11 protein-coding genes are annotated in these 18181 nt (G+C 69.7%); 6 read left to right on the top strand and 5 right to left on the bottom strand.

The features are described from left to right. The first annotated feature begins 111 nt into the window (after window positions 1–111). The 4 genes from VFG40_RS07020 to VFG40_RS07005 are packed head-to-tail and all read left to right on the top strand — an operon-like array spanning window position 112 to window position 4942. A complete protein-coding gene (locus tag VFG40_RS07020; protein WP_324896325.1) occupies window positions 112–1659 on the top strand; it encodes a tryptophan halogenase family protein in 1548 nt (515 codons plus the stop codon). 9 nt (window positions 1660–1668) lie between these two features. Next, window positions 1669–2373 carry a SapC family protein gene (locus VFG40_RS07015; RefSeq protein WP_324896323.1) on the top strand — a complete coding sequence of 235 codons (705 nt, stop codon included), beginning with the start codon at window positions 1669–1671 and terminating at the stop codon, window positions 2371–2373. Beyond that, complete coding sequence (locus VFG40_RS07010) at window positions 2366–3382, top strand: cupin-like domain-containing protein (protein WP_324896321.1); 1017 nt, start codon at window positions 2366–2368, stop codon at window positions 3380–3382. The genes VFG40_RS07015 and VFG40_RS07010 overlap by 8 nt, the downstream gene beginning before the upstream one ends. A gap of 27 nt (window positions 3383–3409) precedes the next feature. After that, entirely contained in the window at window positions 3410–4942 is a 1533-nt protein-coding gene (locus VFG40_RS07005; protein WP_324896319.1) for a tryptophan halogenase family protein, read from the top strand. An 87-nt stretch (window positions 4943–5029) separates the two neighbouring features. Here VFG40_RS07005 and VFG40_RS07000 read toward each other — a convergent pair whose 3' ends face one another. Further along, on the bottom strand, window positions 5030–5815 hold the full coding sequence (locus VFG40_RS07000) for a glutaminyl-peptide cyclotransferase (protein WP_324896317.1): 786 nt from the start codon (window positions 5813–5815) through the stop codon (window positions 5030–5032). Window positions 5816–5919: 104 nt separating this feature from the next. Between VFG40_RS07000 and VFG40_RS06995 the strand changes: the two genes are divergently transcribed. Further along, window positions 5920–7755: a monovalent cation:proton antiporter-2 (CPA2) family protein gene (locus tag VFG40_RS06995; protein ID WP_324896315.1), complete on the top strand. Its 1836-nt coding sequence runs from the start codon at window positions 5920–5922 to the stop codon at window positions 7753–7755. 85 nt (window positions 7756–7840) lie between these two features. Here VFG40_RS06995 and VFG40_RS06990 read toward each other — a convergent pair whose 3' ends face one another. Together VFG40_RS06990 and VFG40_RS06985 are read right to left on the bottom strand one after the other, a co-directional pair. Then, window positions 7841–11260 (bottom strand): ankyrin repeat domain-containing protein, encoded by a 3420-nt coding sequence (locus VFG40_RS06990; protein WP_324896312.1) that lies wholly within the window; start codon window positions 11258–11260, stop codon window positions 7841–7843. 75 nt (window positions 11261–11335) lie between these two features. Beyond that, entirely contained in the window at window positions 11336–11629 is a 294-nt protein-coding gene (locus VFG40_RS06985; protein ID WP_324896310.1) for a YcgL domain-containing protein, read from the bottom strand. A 270-nt stretch (window positions 11630–11899) separates the two neighbouring features. Between VFG40_RS06985 and VFG40_RS06980 the strand changes: the two genes are divergently transcribed. Continuing rightward, window positions 11900–13396 (top strand): OmpP1/FadL family transporter, encoded by a 1497-nt coding sequence (locus VFG40_RS06980; RefSeq protein WP_324896308.1) that lies wholly within the window; start codon window positions 11900–11902, stop codon window positions 13394–13396. Window positions 13397–13492: 96 nt separating this feature from the next. Here VFG40_RS06980 and VFG40_RS06975 read toward each other — a convergent pair whose 3' ends face one another. Together VFG40_RS06975 and putA are read right to left on the bottom strand one after the other, a co-directional pair. Further along, window positions 13493–14902 (bottom strand): coniferyl aldehyde dehydrogenase, encoded by a 1410-nt coding sequence (locus VFG40_RS06975; RefSeq protein ID WP_324896306.1) that lies wholly within the window; start codon window positions 14900–14902, stop codon window positions 13493–13495. A gap of 91 nt (window positions 14903–14993) precedes the next feature. Beyond that, entirely contained in the window at window positions 14994–18149 is a 3156-nt protein-coding gene (gene putA / locus VFG40_RS06970) for a bifunctional proline dehydrogenase/L-glutamate gamma-semialdehyde dehydrogenase PutA (RefSeq protein WP_324896304.1), read from the bottom strand. Between the last annotated feature and the right edge of the window lie 32 nt (window positions 18150–18181).

The following is an 18181-nucleotide window of genomic DNA, read 5'->3' as shown; positions in this document are numbered from 1 at the left end:
ACCTCGACCGTGCGGCGGCGCCAGCCGCTGCACGGGTTCGCACGAGGCGGGCCGCCGATGCTTGGCGGCCCGCTGCGTTGTAGGGCAGGGCAGCACGAGGAAATTCTTGCAGTGGATGAGGCGGTCAAGCGGATCGTGATTGTCGGCGGCGGCTCGGCCGGCTGGCTGGCCGCGGGCGTGCTGGCCGCCACCCATGGCCCGGCAAGCGGCGTGACGGTCACCGTGCTGGAGTCGCCCGACGTGCCCACCGTGGGCGTGGGCGAGGGCACCTGGCCGACCATGCGCGACACGTTGCGGCGCATCGGCGTGAGCGAATCGGACTTCGTGCGCGAATGCGATGCCACTTTCAAGCAGGGCTCGCGCTTTGTCGGCTGGGTGGATGGCAGCGACGGCGACGCCTACACCCATCCGTTCGTGCTGCCGCAGGGTTTTCTGGATGCGGACCTGGTGGCCGGCTGGCTGCACTCGGCACAGGTGCCGTATGCCGAGCTGACCAGTTTCCAGCCGCATCTGTGCGCGGCCGGGCTCGGCCCCAAGCAGTTCGCCACGCCCGAATACGCGGCCGTGGCCAATTACGCCTATCACCTGGACGCCGGCAAGTTCGGCGCGTTCCTGCGCCGTCACTGCGTGGAGCGTCTGGGGGTTCGGCATCTTTCCGATCACATGCTCGGCGTGCGCGCGCAGGAGAACGGCGACATTGCCGCGCTGCTCACGCGCGAACACGGCGAGCTTGCCGGCGATCTGTTCGTCGATTGCACCGGTGCGCGCTCGCTGCTCTTGGGCCAGCACTTCGGCATCGAGCGCGTCGACGTGCGCGGGGTGCTTTTCAACGACCGCGCCGTCGCGGTGCAGGTGCCATATCCAGCACCGGATACGCCGATCGCCAGCCAGACCGTCTCCACCGCGCTGCCGCACGGCTGGGTGTGGGACATCGGCCTGTGGGCCCGGCGCGGCGTGGGCCACGTGTATTCCAGCGCGCACGCCAGCGACGAGCAGGCCGAAGAGGCGCTGTTCGGGTACATACGTGCTACCGGCGGACCCGGGCGCGACGCTTTGGGCGCGCCGCACCGGATCGCCTTCGAGCCCGGCTACCGATGCCAGTCGTGGCACCGCAACTGCGTGGCGATTGGACTGTCGGTGGGCTTCGTCGAGCCGCTGGAGGCCTCGTCGCTGGCGCTGGTGGAACTGGGCGCGGCGGCGCTGGCCGACCAGCTGCCGGTCACCCGCACCGACATGGATCTGGTCGCCCGTCGCTACAACGATGCCTTTGCCTACCGCTGGGCGCGGGTGATCGATTTCCTCAAGCTGCACTACGTGCTTTCGCAACGCAACGACGACTACTGGCGCGACCATCGCGCCGCGGCGTCGACCCCGGAGTCGCTGCGCGAGCTGTTGCAGCTGTGGCGCCACCAGCCGCCGTCGCGCTACGACCTGGTGCGGGTGGACGAGGTGTTCCCCTCGGCCAGCTACCATTACATCCTCTACGGCATGGGTTTCCGTCCGCAGCTGCGTCCGGGGCGCGACACCGATGCGGTACGGCGTGGCGCCGAAAATCATTTCCGCGAGGCTGCCGAGCTGACCCGGCGGATGATGCGGGCGCTACCGACCCATCGCGCGCTGATCGACCATGTCACCACGCGCGGCCTGCCCCGCATCTAGGTTTTCTCCATGACCCGACCCGTGCTGCTCAACAACATCGACCACCGCGACCTGCGCGTGGAAACCACGCACGGCGCGGCGTTCGGCGACGCGATGATGGCCGCGCTGACCTTTCCGGCGGAGTTCCGCCAGGTGCAGGCGCACTACCCGATCGTGTTCCAGAAGGATGCGCACGGCGGCTTCCAGCCAGTGGCGCTGTTCGGTCTCGCCCCGGAGCAGAACCTGTTCCTCGACGGCGACCGCTGGGACGCGCACTACGTGCCGCTGGCAGTGCAGCGCCAGCCGTTCCTGATCGGCATGGCCGACGGCGAGCCGGTGATCCACGTCGACCTCGACCATCCCCGCGTGCGCGCCGGTACCGGCCAGAGCGTGTTCCGCGAGCACGGTGGCACCACCGACTACCTCGAGCAGGTCAATTCGGTGCTGCTGGCGCTGCACGAGGGACTGCAGGCCACGCCGGCCTTCGTCCAGGCACTGCTGGCGCGCGACCTGCTCGAATCGTTCGTGCTCGACGTGCAGTTGGCCGACGGCAGCCAGAGCAGGCTGGCCGGCTACTACACCCTCAACGAAGAGCGCCTGCGCGCGCTGGACGGCGAGGCGCTCGGCGCGCTCGCCGCGGCGGGGCAGCTGGAGCCGATCTACATGATCATCGCCTCGCTCTCGTGCTTCCGCGACCTCATCGAGCGCGCACTGCGCGCACCGCGACATGCTTGAGGCAGCGCCGGTCGAGGAGCTGCGCGGACTCGATCCGCAGGCGCTGCCGGAGGCGGTACTGCGCTCGACTCGGCCGCTGTTGCTGCGCGATCTGGTCGCCGATTGGCCGATGGTGCAGGCGAGCCGCCGCTCGGCCGCCGAGAGCATCGATTACCTGCGTCGCTTCGACCCGCGCCAGGCGCCGGTGGTGGCGCAGGTGGCGCCGCCGGAGATGGGCGGCCGGTTCTTCTACAACGAAGATCTCACCGGCTTCAACTTCGCCCCGCAGCGGGTGCCGCTGGCGGCGGTGCTGGACACGCTCGGCAAGCGCGCCGACGACGCCGACGCACCGGCGATCTATGTCGGCTCGACTACGCTGGACACCTACCTGCCGGGCTTCCGCCAGGAAAACCCGCTGAACCTGGACGACCGCCAGCAGGTGCTGGCCAGCATCTGGATCGGTAACCGCACCCGCGTGGCCGCCCACCAGGATCTGCCGGACAACCTCGCCTGCGTGGTTGCCGGGCGCCGGCGTTTCACGCTGTTCCCGCCCGGGCAGCTGGCCAACCTCTACATCGGCCCGCTGGATTTCACCCCGGCCGGGCAGGCGATCAGCCTGGTCGATTTCCACCAGCCGGACCTGGCGCGCTTCCCGCGCTTCGCCGAGGCGATGGGGCATGCACAGGTGGCCGAGCTGGCGCCGGGCGATGCGCTGTTCATCCCCAGCATGTGGTGGCACCACATCGAGGCGCTGGAGGCGTTCAACGTGCTGGTGAACTACTGGTGGCGCGACGTGCCCGCCTACATGGACACGCCGATGAACGCGCTGATGCTGGCATTGATGAGCATCCGCGAGCTGCCGCCGGAGCAGCGCCGCACCTGGCAGGAAATCTTTCGCCACTACGTATTCGAGCCGGGCGAGGCGACCGTGGGCCACATCCCCGAAGCGGCGCGGCGCGTGCTTGGACCGATCGATGAAAACCGCGCCCGCGACCTGCGCGCGCGACTGCTGCAACGCCTCAACCGCTGACCCGAACTGCTGATCGACGAGCCGCCCATGAATCACGCTTCCGAAGCCGCCTCCGCCACCGAACGCCCGCCGGTCCGCCGCGTGGTGATCGCCGGCGGCGGCACCGCCGGCTGGATGGCCGCCGCCGCGCTCTCGCGCACGCTGGGCAAGGTGCTGGACATCACGCTGATCGAGTCGGAGGAGATCGGCACGGTCGGCGTGGGCGAGGCGACCATTCCCACCCTGGTGACCTTCCATCGCCTGCTCGACATCAACGAACAGGAAGTGATGGCGGCCACCAACGCTACCATGAAGCTCGGGATCGCCTTCGACGGCTGGCGCGACGTGGGCGAGGACTACATCCATTCCTTCGGCACCACCGGCAAGGATCACTGGACCGCTGGCTTCCAGCATTTCTGGCTGAAGGGTCGCGAGCGCGGCCTGGCGCGCGACTACGGCGAGTACTGCCTGGAACTGCGCGCGGCGCAGGAGAACCGCTTTGCGCACCTGCCCAACGGCGGCATCAACTACGCCTTCCACCTCGACTCGGGGCTGTACGCGCGCTTCCTGCGCCGCTTCAGCGAGGGCTATGGCGTACGCCGGGTGGAAGGACGCATCGGCGAGGTGGCGCTGGCCGCCAACGGCGATATCGCCGCGGTGGTGATGGCCGACGGCAGCCGCATCGAGGGCGACCTGTTCATCGACTGCACCGGCTTCCGCGCGCTGCTGATCGGCCAGACGCTTGGCGTGGGCTTCGAGGACTGGTCGCAGTGGCTGTTCAACGACACCGCCATCGCGGTGCAGACCGAGTCGTTGCGCCCGGCGGTGCCCTACGTGCGCTGCAGTGCGCGCGACGCCGGCTGGCAGTGGCGCATTCCGCTGCAGCATCGGGTGGGCAACGGCATCGTGTTCTCCAGCCGGCACACCGATGAGGCCAGCGCGCGGGCGACCCTGCTCGGCAGCATCGAGGGCGCGCAGCGCACCGAGCCGCGGGTGATCCGTTTCCGCCCCGGCCAGCGGGTGAAGGCGTGGGAGCGCAACTGCGTGTCGCTGGGGCTGGCCAGCGGTTTCCTGGAGCCGCTGGAGTCCACCAGCATCCACTTGATCCAGCGCGGCATCACACGACTGCTGCAGTCGTTCCCGCACGTGATCAACCAGGTCGACATCGACGAATACAACGCGCAGGTGCAGAGCGAGATCGTGCACATCCGCGATTTCGTGATCCTGCATTACGCGGTCAGCAACCGCCGCGACACGCCGTACTGGCGCGACTGCGCCGCGATGGAACTGCCGCCGTCGCTGCGCCATCGCATCGATCTGTTTGCCGAAACCGGCCGCGTGTTCCGCATCCCCAACGAGCTGTTCGCCGAGAACTCCTGGGTGCAGGTGATGCTGGGCCAGGGGCTTACGCCGCGCCAGCGCCACCCGGCGCCGGACCTGATGGGCGACGACGAGTTGAACCACTTCCTCGAAGGCATCCGCCGGCACGTGGAAAGCACGGTGTCGCGGCTGCCCACGCACATGGACTACATCCGCAGCTACTGCCCGATGAAAGACGCGGCGGCCGCGGCCGCCGTCTGACCTGCCCCTAGACGCAGCGCATGCCGGGCCGGATGCCCCGGGCTGTTTCGAGCCACCGGCAGGCGCCCGGCCTGCGAGCGGGCGCGATCACTTCGGTGGAACGAGCTCGATCTCGTAGATCTTCGGCCAGCGCTTGCCGGTGACGAACAGGCGCTTGCCTTCGCCATCCCACGCGATGCCGTTGAGCACGTCGTTGGTGGGGTCGGCGGTTTCGCCGGATGCGGGACCGAGGCCGGCGAGATCGATCCAGCCGACCACGTCGCCGCTGGCCGGATCGATCCGCGCAATGCGCTGGGTCAGCCAGACGTTGGCATACAGCTCGCCGTTGACCCATTCGAGCTCGTTGAGGTTCTTCACCGGGCTGCCCTCGGCGGTCACCAGAAGGGTGGAAACCTGGCTCAGGGTCTGCGGATCGAGCACACGAATGATCGGAGTGCCGTCGCTCATCAGCAGGTGGCGATCGTTCGCGGTCAGCGCCCAGCCCTCGCCCGGATAGCTGAAGCTGCCGGTGCGACGGAAGCTGTCCAGGTCGTAGGTGTAGCCCTTGTGCGACTGCCAGGTCAGCTCGATCAGCGTGTTGCGCCACGCCACGATGCCCTCGCCGTAGTCCGGCGGCGGCAGGTCGTGCTGCTGCAGGACCCGGCCGGTGGCGAGCTCGACCTTGCGGATCGAGGACTCGCCCACGTTGCCGGTGCTCTCGTACAGGTAGCCGTCGCGATAGAACAGGCCCTCGGTATAGGCGGCCGTGTCGTGCGGATAGCTGTGCACCACGCGGTAGCCGTATACCGGCACCGCCGCACGCGAGGCGCATGCGGGCAGCAGCAGGGTCAGCGTAAGGGCGGCAAACGGAACGGGCAGGCTGGCTGGTTTCATCCGGCGATGATTCCACAGTTGCCCGCGCCGCGGCACCGGACACGGTCACGGCGGCGCCGGGTCTGCGTGACATAATCGCGCCGATCATCCAGAGAGCGCCGCGCGTGGACAGCCACCATTTCCTGCAGACCGCGCTGGTGTTCCTGCTGGCGACGGTGATCGCCGTGCCGTTGACCAAGCGCTTCCGGCTGGGCTCGGTGCTGGGCTACCTGGGCGCCGGCGTGGTGATCGGCCCGCAGCTGCTGGGGCTGGTGAGCGACACGGTGGGTGTCGCTGCGATCTCCGAGTTCGGCGTGGTGCTGATGCTGTTTGTGATCGGGCTGGAGCTGTCGCCGCAGCGTTTGTGGGTGATGCGCCGCTCGGTGTTTGGTACCGGTGCACTGCAGGTGCTGACCAGCGCGCTGGCGATCGGCGGCGTGGCCTACGTGCTGTTCGGTCTCACCGGCAAGGCCGCCACCATCGTCGGCGGCAGCCTGGCGCTTTCCTCGACCGCCTTCGGCCTGCAGATCCTGGCCGAGCGCAAGGAGGCCGGCACGGCGTATGGCCGTCAGGCGTTCTCGATCCTGCTGTTCCAGGATCTGGCGGCGATTCCGCTGATCGCGATGGTGCCGCTGCTTGCCACTTCCTCCAGCCGCCACGGCGTGGACCTGATGGGGATCGCGCGCACGGTCGGGGCGATCGTGGTGGTGATGGTGGGCGGACGCTACCTGCTGCGGCCGGTGTTCCGCTTCGTCGCCAAGGCCAATGCAGTGGAGGTCTCCACCGCTACCGCGTTGCTGGTGGTGATGGGTACCGCCTGGCTGATGGAGCGGGTCGGCGTGTCCTCCACGCTCGGCGCGTTCCTGGCCGGCGTGCTGCTGGCCGACTCGGAATACCGGCACGAGCTGGAATCGCATCTGGAACCGTTCAAGGGACTGTTGCTCGGGCTGTTCTTCATCAGCGTGGGCATGTCGATGGACCTGACCCTGCTGCTGCACCAGCCGTGGCTGGTGCTCGGCCTGGTGCTCGGCCTGCTGCTGCTGAAGGGCGCGCTGCTGTGGCCGCTGGGGCGCACGCTCGGCGGGCTCGACGGCAACGATGCGCTGCGCCTGGCGGTGCTGCTGGCGTGCGGCGGCGAATTTGCGTTCGTGGTGCTGAAACAGGCCGGCGAGCAGCAGTTGGTGAACGCCACCGTGCACGGCGTGCTGGTGCTGGCGATCACCTTGTCGATGGCGCTTACGCCCGTGCTGGTGGTGCTGGCGGCGAAGCTGCTCGACGTGCAGGCGAAGAGCCCCGAGCGGGAGTACGACACCATCACCCCGGACGCGCCGCCGCGCGTGATCATCGCCGGCTTCGGCCGGGTCGGGCAGATCGTGGGCCGCATGCTGCGCGCGCAGAACATCCCGTTCGTTGCGCTGGAGTCGTCGGTGGAGCAGATGGACACGCTGCGCCGCTTCTCCAATACGTCGCTGTTCTTCGGCGATCCGGCGCGCCCGGACCTGCTGCGCGCGGCGCAGGCGGACAAGGCCGAGGTGTTCGTGCTGGCCACCGACGACCCGCAGGCCAACCTGCGCATCGCGCGGCTGGTGCGGCGGCAGTTTCCGCACCTCAAGCTGGTGGCCCGGGCGCGCAACCGTCAGCACGCGTTCCGGCTGATGGACCTGGGCGTGGACGAGCCGGTACGCGAGACCTTTCACTCCAGCCTGAAGATGACGCGCAAGACACTCGAGGCGCTGGGCATGGCGCACGAGCAGGCGGTGGACCGGGTGGAGCGTTTCCGCCGCCACGACGAGAAACTGCTGCGCACCCAGTACCTGGTGTACGACGACGAGACACGGCTGGTGCAGACCTCGATCGAGGCCCTGAGCGACCTGCAGAAACTGCTCGATGCCGACATGCAGCCGGAAGCCGAACGCGAACGTCTGACCGCCGCTCCCGTGAGCGTGCCCGACCCCGACTGAGCGGACGCGGCAGGCCGGTCCGCCGGCGCCCGCGCGGCTCGATCCTGTGCTCCGATCGACGCGGCCGTGCCCGCGGCCGCGCCGTTTACTCGGCCGGTTGGGACGGCTGGCGCAGGGTCTGGCGCACGCTCGGGATGTTGCCGCCGGCGCCGCCGCGGGCGGCCAGCTCGTGCGCGATGTCGACATAGCCCAGATGCCGTGCCACGTCGGCGGCTGTGCGTCCGAAGCCGTCGACCGCATTGCGGTCGGCCCCGCGCGCCAGCAGCACCCGGGCCGGCGGCAGCAGCGCATGCATGGCACACGCATGCAGCGCGGTCACGCCACGCTGGTCGGCATGTTCAAGCCGGGCACCGGCATCCAGCAGCACCGGTACCAGCGCGCCGATGTGGGTGGCATCGCACTGGCTGCCCGGGCGCAACTGCGCACCGAGCAGCAGCAGCAGCGGAGTCTTGCCTTCGCGGTCGGCGTGGTTGATCACCGCCTGGCGCTTGAGCAGGGCGTCGAACAGCCGCCGCGCGCGCAGGCTGTCGTTGCTCTCGAAACCGAACTGGGCGGCCGCGTGCAGCGCGCTGCGGCCGCGGGCGTCGGTGGTGTTCACGTCGGCGCCGGCGGCCAGCAACTGCTCGACGATGTCCGGGAAGCCCATCGCGGCGGCCACCATCAGCGCGGTGGTCTCACCCGGCAGCCGCTGGTCGATCTCGGCACCGCGCTCGATCAGCAGAGCCACCAGCGCCTCGCGCCGTGCCGCGACCGCGGCGGCCAGGGCGGTCATGCCGCTCTGCGCGGTCAGCGTCACGTCCGCCCCGGCGTCCAGCAGATGCCGCGCCACCTCGCGGTGGCCGGCGCCGCAGGCGTGCAGCAGTGCGCTGGCGCCCTGGCCGTCGCGCGTGTCCACCGCGAATCCCAGTTCGAGCAGGCGCTGTACCGCGAGCGTGGCGCCGGCGGCGGCCGCGGCGGGCAGGTCTTCGCCGCGCAGCGCCCGACCGGCCCGCGGCCAGTGGCCCCAGTCCAGCCAGTGCTTCAGTTCCGGGTGTTCCATCGCCAGGCCCAGCGGCGTCTCGCCGTGGGCATCGCTTGCCTCGGGATCGGCGCCGTGCGCGACCAGTGCGCGTACCGCATCAAGCGCCCCGGGGCCACTTTCCAGTGCCGCGAACAGCGGCGTGCGGCCGGCACCGTCGCGCACGTTCGGATTGCAGCCGCGTTGCAACAGCGCCTGCAGCAGGGCAATGCGTCCCTGCGCGGCGGCCAGGTGCAGCGGCGTGCGCTGCCGCGCATCGGTGCCGAACGGATCGGCGCCGCGCTCGAGCAGGGCGAGCGGCAGTGCGGCGCTCTGCACCTGGTCGTCCAGATGCAGCAGTGCCTTGGCCAGCAGCCCCGCACCGGCCGGCGAGGCGCCAGCCTGCATCAGGTCCTCGAGCGCTTCGGTGGCGTCGGGCAGGCGCTCCAGCAGCGCGTCGAACAGGCGTGGCCCTTGCGTCTGGTCCTCGTCTGCCGGCGCAAGTCGTGCTTCCACCGGCAGCCCGTGCTCGAGCACCCAGCGCCGTGCTGCACCCAGCCCGGGCGCAGACAGTTCGATGTACAGCCGCGCCAGGTCGGCCTGCGGCCACTCGCGCACGCGCTGGACAAAGGTAGACACCACGGCCCAGTGGCCAAAGCGCAATGCGTCAAGCAGGTGGCCGGGCGTGTCCTCGCCCTCGGCCAGCGTCTCCATGCTCAGGTTGGCTGGCAGCGGCGTGTCCGGATCAAGCAGGGCGACCAGGTCCCAGCGTCCGGCCGCGGCCGCGTGATCGAGCGCGTTGCGGCCGTCTCCGCCAGGGGCTGCCGGATCAGCGCCGAGGCCGAGCAAGGCCCGCACCGTGTCCGCGTGCGCGTGCGGCGACTGGCAGGCGAGGGTCAGGGCGTCGCGCCCGTGCTGGTCGCGCGCGTGCGGATCGGGTTCGGCCTGGGCGAGCAGTTGCACGATCTCCACCGCGCCGGCGCGGGCCGCTTCCATCAGCGCGGTGCTGCCGTTGCGGTCGGCCAGGTTGACGTCGGCGCCGGCGGAACGCAGTGCGCGGGCGATTTCCTCGTGGCCTTCGGCGGCGGCGGTCATCAGCGCGCTGCGGCCGCGCTTGTCCAGTGCGTTGATGGCGGCGCGGTGCTTGAGCAGCAGGCGAATGCCTTGCGGGTCGTCGTCGGCCAGGCTCGCCGCCGCGACCAGCGCCGGCTCGGCGTCGGCCAGCTGGGTCTTCGCGCCACGTTCGAGCAGGAACTTCGCCAGCGGCCAGTTGGCCGCCCGGCACGCCACCGCCAGCGGGGTCAGGCCGGCGTGGTTGAGCGCGTTCAGCGGCGCGCCGGCATCCAGCAGCATGGCCGCCACGATCGGCTCTTCGCTGAGCACCGCGCCGTGCAGCGGGGTATTGCCCTCGGCATCGGCAACCAGCGGGTTGGCGCCGTTGGAGATCAACGTCATCACCGCCTCGGCGCGCCCCGAAAGGCTGTCGCGGGTGGCGGCGAGCAACGCGGTGAGGCCGCCGCTGGCGCGGTTGACGTCGGCGCCGCGGGCGATCAGCGCGCGCAGCAGGCGGGTGTCCGGCAACAGCGCGGCCAGCAGCAGGGCCGGGCGCTGGTCGCGATCGTCGCCCGGCGGCGCGGTGTTCGGATCGGCGCCAGCCTCCACCAGCGCCAGCGCCCGCTCCACGTCCGCCTCGCGGATCGCCGCCAGCAGAGCAGCGGCCTGCTCCGGCGTGCCGGCGGTGCGTTCGGCTTCGGTCAGGGGCGGCGGCGTACGCGTGATGGCCGGCTCCGCCGGGTTGCCCATGCGCGGCCGGTGGCGTTCGCACAGCAGTGCACGCAGGGTGCGGTTGGCAATCACCAGGCAGCCCAGTGGCAACAGCAGCACGCCGTAGACGAGCAGGGCGGCGGTGCGCATTTCCGACGGCAGCACGCCATAGAGTCCGGTCAGCGCGAGCGCGAGAAACGCCAGCACCAGCAGCGCCAGCGCCGCCGGAAGGAAATGACTGAAAAAGCGCTCCTCGCGTGACAGGTGGCGGCCGAAGGCAATGCTCCGCGCGGTGGCGGTGAAGATCCACGAGCCGTCACTCTGCGTCGGATACGCGTCGTCCCACACGAACACCAGCCCGAACGCCGGCCACAGCCGCCACAGCAGGCTCAGCGCGATTACCAGCGCCGCGGCCAGCAGCAATGCCGCGCTCAGGCTCGGTGCCTGGCTCAGGCGCAGCATCGGCCAGGCGATCAGCACGAACACCACCGCCACGTAGGTGCTGAACATCACCAGATGGGCCGCACCCCTGCGCAGCACGGTGCGACCGAAACGCGGCTCGGGATCGAAGCCGATCGCGTGGCACACCGCCGCCATCGTCAACGCATTGGCCGCCAGCAGGGGAATCAGCACCAGCGGGTGGGTGCTGGCTGCCGCGATCGCCACTGCCACCCATCCGGGAACGAACCAGGCCAGCGCTTGCAGGAGAGGAGGAGGGCGGCGACGCGGCTTGGGAGGGGTCATGGGCGGCAGTATAGAAATCGGCAATGAGGCAGACGGTAATCGTGTGTTAACCGGTCACGGCGCAGCACGCGGGGTTCAGCGCGACTGCCCGTCCTCGGGTGCGCGTCCGTAGTCGAGGTGGTTGGCGGCGGCGAGTCGCTCTGGCGGCGGCAACTGCAGGTGCCATCCCTGGCTGCGCAGATGCGCCAGCACCTGGGCGGCGTCCTCGTGCGGCAGGTGGCGCGAGGGGTCCAGGTCCAGCTCGAGGGCGAAACGCAGCGTGCCGAGCAGCTCGGTGAGCTCGGCCGGCAGGCGGTCGAAGGCGTCGCGTTCGGCCAGCCACAGGTAGCTGTCGGCCTTGCGCAGGCTGGCGTAGACGTAGCAGTGCATGGCGGCAACCGTCGTGCAAAAAAGGGGATGCCGCGCGGGGCGACCCGGCAGAGCTTATCAGCGTGTCCGGCCGCGGCCATCCCTTGCTGTGCCTGCGCCCGGCAGCGGTCGGGGTGAATGGTTAAGTTTTTGCTGCAATCGCACTTGCAATGCTCCGGGCGCAATCGGCACAGTGCCGCACGGGGGCATCAAACGCGCGTATGAAATAAGAGCGCGGCGTTGTTCCCGCCACTCGTCCCGAGCCGCACCCACGACCAGCAGGAGCCACCGATGCAGATGTCTATCCGTCCCTTCAAGGCAGCCGCCCGGCCGCTCGCGTTCGCCGCGCTGAGCCTGGCCATAGCCGGCGCCCTGGTGGCGCCGAACGCCGCCCACGCGAGCGCGTTCCAGCTCAAGGAAAACAGCGCCAAGGGCCTCGGCCGCGCCTATGCCGGTTCGGCTACGGCCGGTGGCGACGTCTCGGTGGTGGCGAACAACCCCGCCGCGATGAGCGAGCTCGACGGCACCTACTTCCAGGCCGACGTCACCGCCATCAATTTCAGCGCCAAGTTCAGCGGCAGCGCTCACGACGTGCTGGGTCGCCCGATCAGCGGCGGCAACGGCGGCGACGGCGGCACCACGCTGCCGGTACCGGCGCTGTTCTTTGCCACCAAGGTGTCGGACAAGCTGCACATCGGTGCCGGCTTCTCGGTGCCGTTCGGCTTCCAGACCGAATACGACCGCGACTGGGTGGGCCGCTATCACGGCGTCAAGTCGAAGTTCCAGTCGCTCGACGCCACACTGTCGGCGTCCTATGACGTGACCGACACCTTCGCCCTGGGCGTCAGCGCGATCGCGCAGCGCACCTCGGCGGAGTTGACCAGCGCGGTCAACTTCAACGCGGTGGGCCTGCAGGTGCAGCAGGGCATCCAGCAGCAGGTCGCGGCCGGCGTGGCGCAGATCCAGGCTGCCATCGCCGCCGGGCAGATCCCGCCGGCGCAGGGCGCGGCGATGATCCAGGCAGCCGTGCAGCAGGGCCAGGCGGCCGCCGCCGGCGTGGCTGCGTTGACCCCGCAGGGCGTGGACGGCTTTGCCCGCATCAAGGGCGACGACTGGGGCTACGGCTACCAGGTGGGCGGCTTCTGGAAGCTCACTCCGAACGACAAGTTCGCGCTGAACTACCGCTCCAAGATCAGCCACCGCCTCGAAGGCACCGGCAAGTTCACCACCACGCCGGGCTACGACCTGCTGCTGAGTAATCCGCAGCTGGCCGGGAGCCTGCCGCCGTTCTCCGACACCACCGGCACCGCCGACTTCACCACGCCGGCCGTGATCAGCGCCAGCTACTGGCACCAGGCGGAGAAGTTCGGGCTGGGCATCGACTTTGCCTACACCAAGTGGGACGTGTTCAAGGAGCTGCGCGTGAAGTACGGCAACACGCAGCCGGACAGCGTCGAAGCATTCAACTGGCGCAACACGGTCTATGCCTCGATCGGCGGTGACTACTACCTCAATGATCGGGTCACCCTGCGCGCCGGTATCGCCGTGGACACCACGCCGAGCTACAACGCCGTGCGCGACGTCCGCGTGCCGGACTCCACCCGCAAGCTGGCCACCGTGGGCGTCGGCTACAAGGCGAGCGAGCACTTCGAGATCAACGCCTCGTATGCGCACATCTTCGTCAACCAGGCGCATATCAACGCGACCAGTTCCACCGGTGACGTGATCGAAGGCAACTTCGAGGATTACGGCAACCTGCTCAGCCTGTCGGCGGTGTACAAGTTCTGACGCCCTGACTGCCGCGGCGCGGATGCGCCGCGACGATGTGTCGAAAGCCTCCCCGCCCTGTGCGGGGAGGCTTTTTTGTGCCGCGCGCGGCGCTCGTCAGCCGCGACGCAGCAGCAGCGCCATCATGCGGGCGAAGCGCGTGCCGTAAGGCGGGTTGAGCAGCGCGGCCCCGTTGAGTCGGGCCTGACGGAACACCGGCTTGATGTGCGAGAACGTGCGGAATCCCGCTTCACCGTGATAACCGCCGCTGCCCGACGGTCCGACGCCACCGAAAGGCAGGTGATGCTGGGCGATGTGGTACAGGGTGTCGTTGATCGTCACTCCGCCGGCACGGGTGCGCGAGAGCACCTTGTCGACCGCGCCGGCTTCCTGCTCGAACAGATACAGCGCCAGCGGATGCGGGCGCGCCGCGACATAGGCGATGGCATCGTCCAGGGTGTCGTAGGTGACCACCGGCAGCAGCGGCCCGAAGATTTCCTCCTGCATGACCGCCATGGCGTCGGTGACCCCGGTGAGCAGGGTCGGCAGCAGCCGCCGCGGTTGCGCCGGATCGCTGCCGCTGCCCAGCGCTTCGGCCCGTGCGCCGGCGGCGATCGCCTCGTCGCGCAGCTCGGTCAGGCGCTTGAACTGGCGGTCGGAGACGATGCTCGCGTACTGGCTGTTGCGTGCGATGTCGGGGTAGAAGCGCGCCACTGCGGCCCGGGCGGCGGTGGTGAAGTCGCCCATGCGGTTGCGTGGCAGCAGCACGTAGTCGGGGGCGATGCAGGTCTGCCCCGCGTTGACCAGCTTGCCGTAGACGATGCGCTCGACGGCGCGGGCGAAGTTCGCGCCGGGGCCGATGATGGCGGGCGACTTTCCGCCCAGCTCCAGCGTCACCGGTGTCAGGTTGGCCGACGCCGCGCGCATCACGTGGCGCCCGACCGCGGTGGAGCCGGTGAACAGCAGGTGGTCGAACGGCAGTGCCGAGAACGCCTGGGCCACCTCCGCGTCGCCGGTCACCACCGATACCTCCTCGCGCGGAAAGTACTGCCCCACCAGCCGCGCGAACAGGGCCGAAAACGCCGGCGTGTATTCGCTCATCTTGACCATGGCGCGGTTGCCGCCGGCCAGCGCATCCACCAGCGGGCCCACGGCCAGGAACAGCGGGTAGTTCCACGGCACGATGATGCCGACCACGCCCAGCGGCTGCGGCCGCAGCTCGGTGCGCGCCGGCAGGAACATCAGATCGGCCATGCGCCGGCGCGGCTTCATCCAGGCTCGTCCGTGCGCCAGCGCGTGGCGGATCGCCGACAGGCTGGGAAACACTTCGAGCAGGTCGGTTTCCTGCTGCGGCCGGCAGCCGAAGTCGGCGTGGATCGCCTCAGCGATATCGCCGCGGTGCTGGCGGATCAGCGACTCCAGCGCGCGCAATCGGGCGCTGCGGACGTGCCAGGCGGGCAGCGGGTCGCGCGCATGCGCCTCACGCTGGCCGGCGAGCAGGTCGGCGAGATCACGGGTGGGGTCCATGGGCACTCCGTCGGCAGGGCGCGGGCACGCGCGGACGCCGATGGTGGCACAAGCGCACGCGGGCGGCGGTGGCGCCGCCCGCGTGCCGTGCTCAGTCGCCGATGGTCAGCAGCGAGGCGTTGCCGCCGGCGGCGGTGGTGTTGATGGTAAGCGTCCGTTCGCCGGCGAAGCGCAGCAGGTAGTGCGGGCCACCGGCCTTCGGGCCGGTGCCGGAGAGGCCCTCGCCGCCGAACGGCTGCACGCCGACCACGGCGCCGATCTGGTTGCGGTTGACGTAGCAGTTGCCCACGCGCGCATGCCGGCTGATGTAGTCGACGGTGGCATCGATGCGGCTGTGGATGCCCAGCGTGAGGCCGTAGCCGGTACCGTTGATCGCCTCGATCACCTTGTCCAGCTCGCTCGCCTTCCAGCGGATCACGTGCAGCACCGGACCGAAGATCTCCCGGGTCAGCGTGGCGAGACCGGGGATCTCGTAGGCGCGCGGCGCGAAGAACGTGCCGTGGCCGGTGAGCGCGGGGTCCATCGGCACTTCGCCGATCTTCCTGGCCTCCTTGTCCATGCGCGCGGCGTGCTCGACCAGGATCGCCTTGGCGTCCTCGTCGATCACCGGGCCCACGTCGGTGGAAAGCAGGCCGGGATCGCCCACCTTCAGCTCATTCATGGCGCCGGCGAGCATGGTGATCACCTTGTCGGCGATGTCGTCCTGCACGTACAGCACCCGCGCGGCCGAGCAGCGCTGGCCGGCGGACTGGAACGCCGAGGCGATCACGTCCTTGACGATCTGCTCGGGCAACGCCGAGGAGTCGGCGATCATCGCGTTCTGGCCGCCGGTCTCGGCAATCAGTACGGCGATCTGCGCATTGCGTGCAGCCAGTGCCCGGTTGATCGCCCAGGCGGTGTCGGTGGAGCCGGTGAACACCACGCCGGCCACGCGCGGGTCGCGGGTCAGTGCGGCGCCCACCGTGGCACCGTCGCCGGGAACGAACTGCAGCACGTCTTCCGGCACGCCCGCCTCGTGCAGCAGGCGGGTGGCGAGGTAGCCGATCAGGCTGGTCTGCTCGGCCGGCTTGGCGATCACCGGATTGCCGGCGGCCAGTGCCGCGGCCACCTGACCGACGAAGATCGCCAGCGGGAAGTTCCACGGGCTGATGCCCACGAACACGCCGCGGCCTTCCAGGTACAGCCGGTTGCTCTCGCCGGTGGGGCCGGGCAGTTGCTCCGGTTCTGCGAACAGGCGGCGCGCCATGGTGGCGTAGTAGCGCAGGAAGTCCGCGGCCTCGCGGATCTCGGCGATCGCATCGGGGAGGCTCTTGCCGGCTTCGCGCACGCACAGCGCGATGAACTCGGCGCGGCGCGCCTCCAGCTGCTCGGCGGCGTACTCCAGCATCGCCGCGCGGTTGGCTACCGGCATGTTGTTCCAGCGATCCTGCGCGGCATGCGCGTTGGCCAGCGCGCGCGCGACGGTATCGTCGTCGGCGGTGAGGTAGGTGCCGATCTGGCGCCGGCGATCGCTCGGATCGGTCACTTCCACCAGCGCGCCCTTGCTGGCTGCGCCGGGCACCAGCGGGCCGGCGGTCCACGGGCCGGTTTGTGCGTTGACCGCCTCGGCCAGCGCGGTCAGTTCGTTGTCGTTGGCAAAGTTGACGCCCATGGAATTCTTCCGAAGTTCACCGTAGAGATTGGCCGGCAGCGGGATGCGCGGATGCGGGATCGAGTCGAACGCCCGCACCGTCTCGCACGGATCGGCCACGAGGTCGCGGGCCGGGACGGTGTCGTCCACCACGCGATTGACGAAGCTGGTGTTGGCGCCGTTCTCCAGCAGCCGTCGCACCAGGTAGGGCAGCAGGTCTTCGTGGGTGCCGACCGGCGCGTAGACGCGGCAGGGCACGCCGAAGCTCTTAGAGCCGATCACCTCGGCGTACAGATCCGCACCCATGCCATGCAGGCGCTGGAACTCGAACGGACGCCCCTGCGCCAGGTGATGCACGGCGGCGATGGTGTGTGCGTTGTGGGTGGCGAACTGCGGGTAGACCAGGTGGCTGCCTGCCGCGAACAGGCGCCGCGCGCAGGCCAGGTAGGAGACGTCGGTGTTCGGCTTGCGCGTGTATACCGGATAGCCGGACAGCCCCTGCTCCTGCGCCTTCTTCACCTCTGCGTCCCAGTAGGCGCCCTTGACCAGTCGCACGTACCAGCGGCGGCCCGAATGCAGCGCCGTCTCCACCACCCAGTCGATCACGAACGGGGTGCGCTTGGCGTACGCCTGCACCACGATGCCCAGCCCGTTCCAGCCTTCCAGCGACGGATGGGCGAACACGTCGCCGAGGATGTCCAGCGACAGCTCGAGGCGATCGGCCTCCTCGGCGTCCACCGACAGCGCGATGCCGGCCTTCATCGACAGCTGCGCCAGCTCCAGCAGCTTGTCGGTCAGCGCTGCGCGCGCGCGCGCCCGCTGTGCCACCTCGTAGCGCGGAAACAGCGCCGAGAGTTTCACCGAGATCGACGGCGCCTCGGTATGGCTGGCGAACGGACCGCGCTTGCCCAGCGCGGCGATCGCGTCGCGATAGGCCTGCTGGTAGCGCTCCGCATCGGCGGCCGTCAGTGCCGACTCGCCGAGCATGTCGAACGAGTAGCGATACGCAGCGTTTTCCTTCTTCATGCAGCGGTCGAGCGCTTCGTCGATGTTCTGACCCATCACGAACTGGTGGCCCATGATGCGCATCGCCTGGCGCACCGCCACGCGAATGGTCGGCTCGCCGATGCGCGACACCAGCCGGCGCAGGGCACCGGTGAAATCATTGCGGGTGCTGTCGGCCAGGTTGACCAGCTGGCCGGTCAGCAGCAGTCCCCAGGTGGAGGCATTGACCAGCAGCGATTCGCTGCGACCCAGGTGCTTGCGCCAGTTGGCGTCGCCGAGCTTGTCGCGGATCAGCTTGTCGGCGGTGCGTGTATCGGGGATGCGCAGCAGCGCCTCGGCCACGCACATCAACAACACGCCTTCCTCGCTGGACAAGTCGTACTGGCGCATGAAGGACTCAACCACGCTCTGGTCCTTCGCACGCGCCCGCACGCGGGTGACCAGCGCCGCGGCACGGTCGATCACCTGCTCGCGTTCCTCCGGCGGCAGGCCGGCCTGGTCGAGCAGGTCGAGCACCGCTTCGGTTTCATCGCGCAGCCAGGCGGCAGTGATGCGTGCGCGGGCCGGCGCGACGTTCGGGGGCAGTTCGGGACTGAGGATGGCGTCGGTCACGGGGCAGGCGGGTCCGTCGGGTGGCGAAACGT

This window comes from Dyella sp. (assembly GCF_035685805.1).
Classification (GTDB): domain Bacteria; phylum Pseudomonadota; class Gammaproteobacteria; order Xanthomonadales; family Rhodanobacteraceae; genus Dyella_A.
Note: the sequence above shows the minus strand (reverse complement) of the source record. Positions and strands in the feature narration are given on the sequence as shown.

Coding starts and splice junctions, on each gene's coding strand:
- VFG40_RS07000 (WP_324896317.1), bottom strand. CDS start 5,815: ATGAAACCAGCCAGCCTGCCCGTTCCGTTTGCCGCCCTTACGCTGACC.
- VFG40_RS07010 (WP_324896321.1), top strand. CDS start 2,366: ATGCTTGAGGCAGCGCCGGTCGAGGAGCTGCGCGGACTCGATCCGCAG.
- VFG40_RS07015 (WP_324896323.1), top strand. CDS start 1,669: ATGACCCGACCCGTGCTGCTCAACAACATCGACCACCGCGACCTGCGC.
- VFG40_RS06975 (WP_324896306.1), bottom strand. CDS start 14,902: ATGGACCCCACCCGTGATCTCGCCGACCTGCTCGCCGGCCAGCGTGAG.
- VFG40_RS07005 (WP_324896319.1), top strand. CDS start 3,410: ATGAATCACGCTTCCGAAGCCGCCTCCGCCACCGAACGCCCGCCGGTC.
- VFG40_RS06980 (WP_324896308.1), top strand. CDS start 11,900: ATGCAGATGTCTATCCGTCCCTTCAAGGCAGCCGCCCGGCCGCTCGCG.
- VFG40_RS06990 (WP_324896312.1), bottom strand. CDS start 11,260: ATGACCCCTCCCAAGCCGCGTCGCCGCCCTCCTCCTCTCCTGCAAGCG.
- VFG40_RS06985 (WP_324896310.1), bottom strand. CDS start 11,629: ATGCACTGCTACGTCTACGCCAGCCTGCGCAAGGCCGACAGCTACCTG.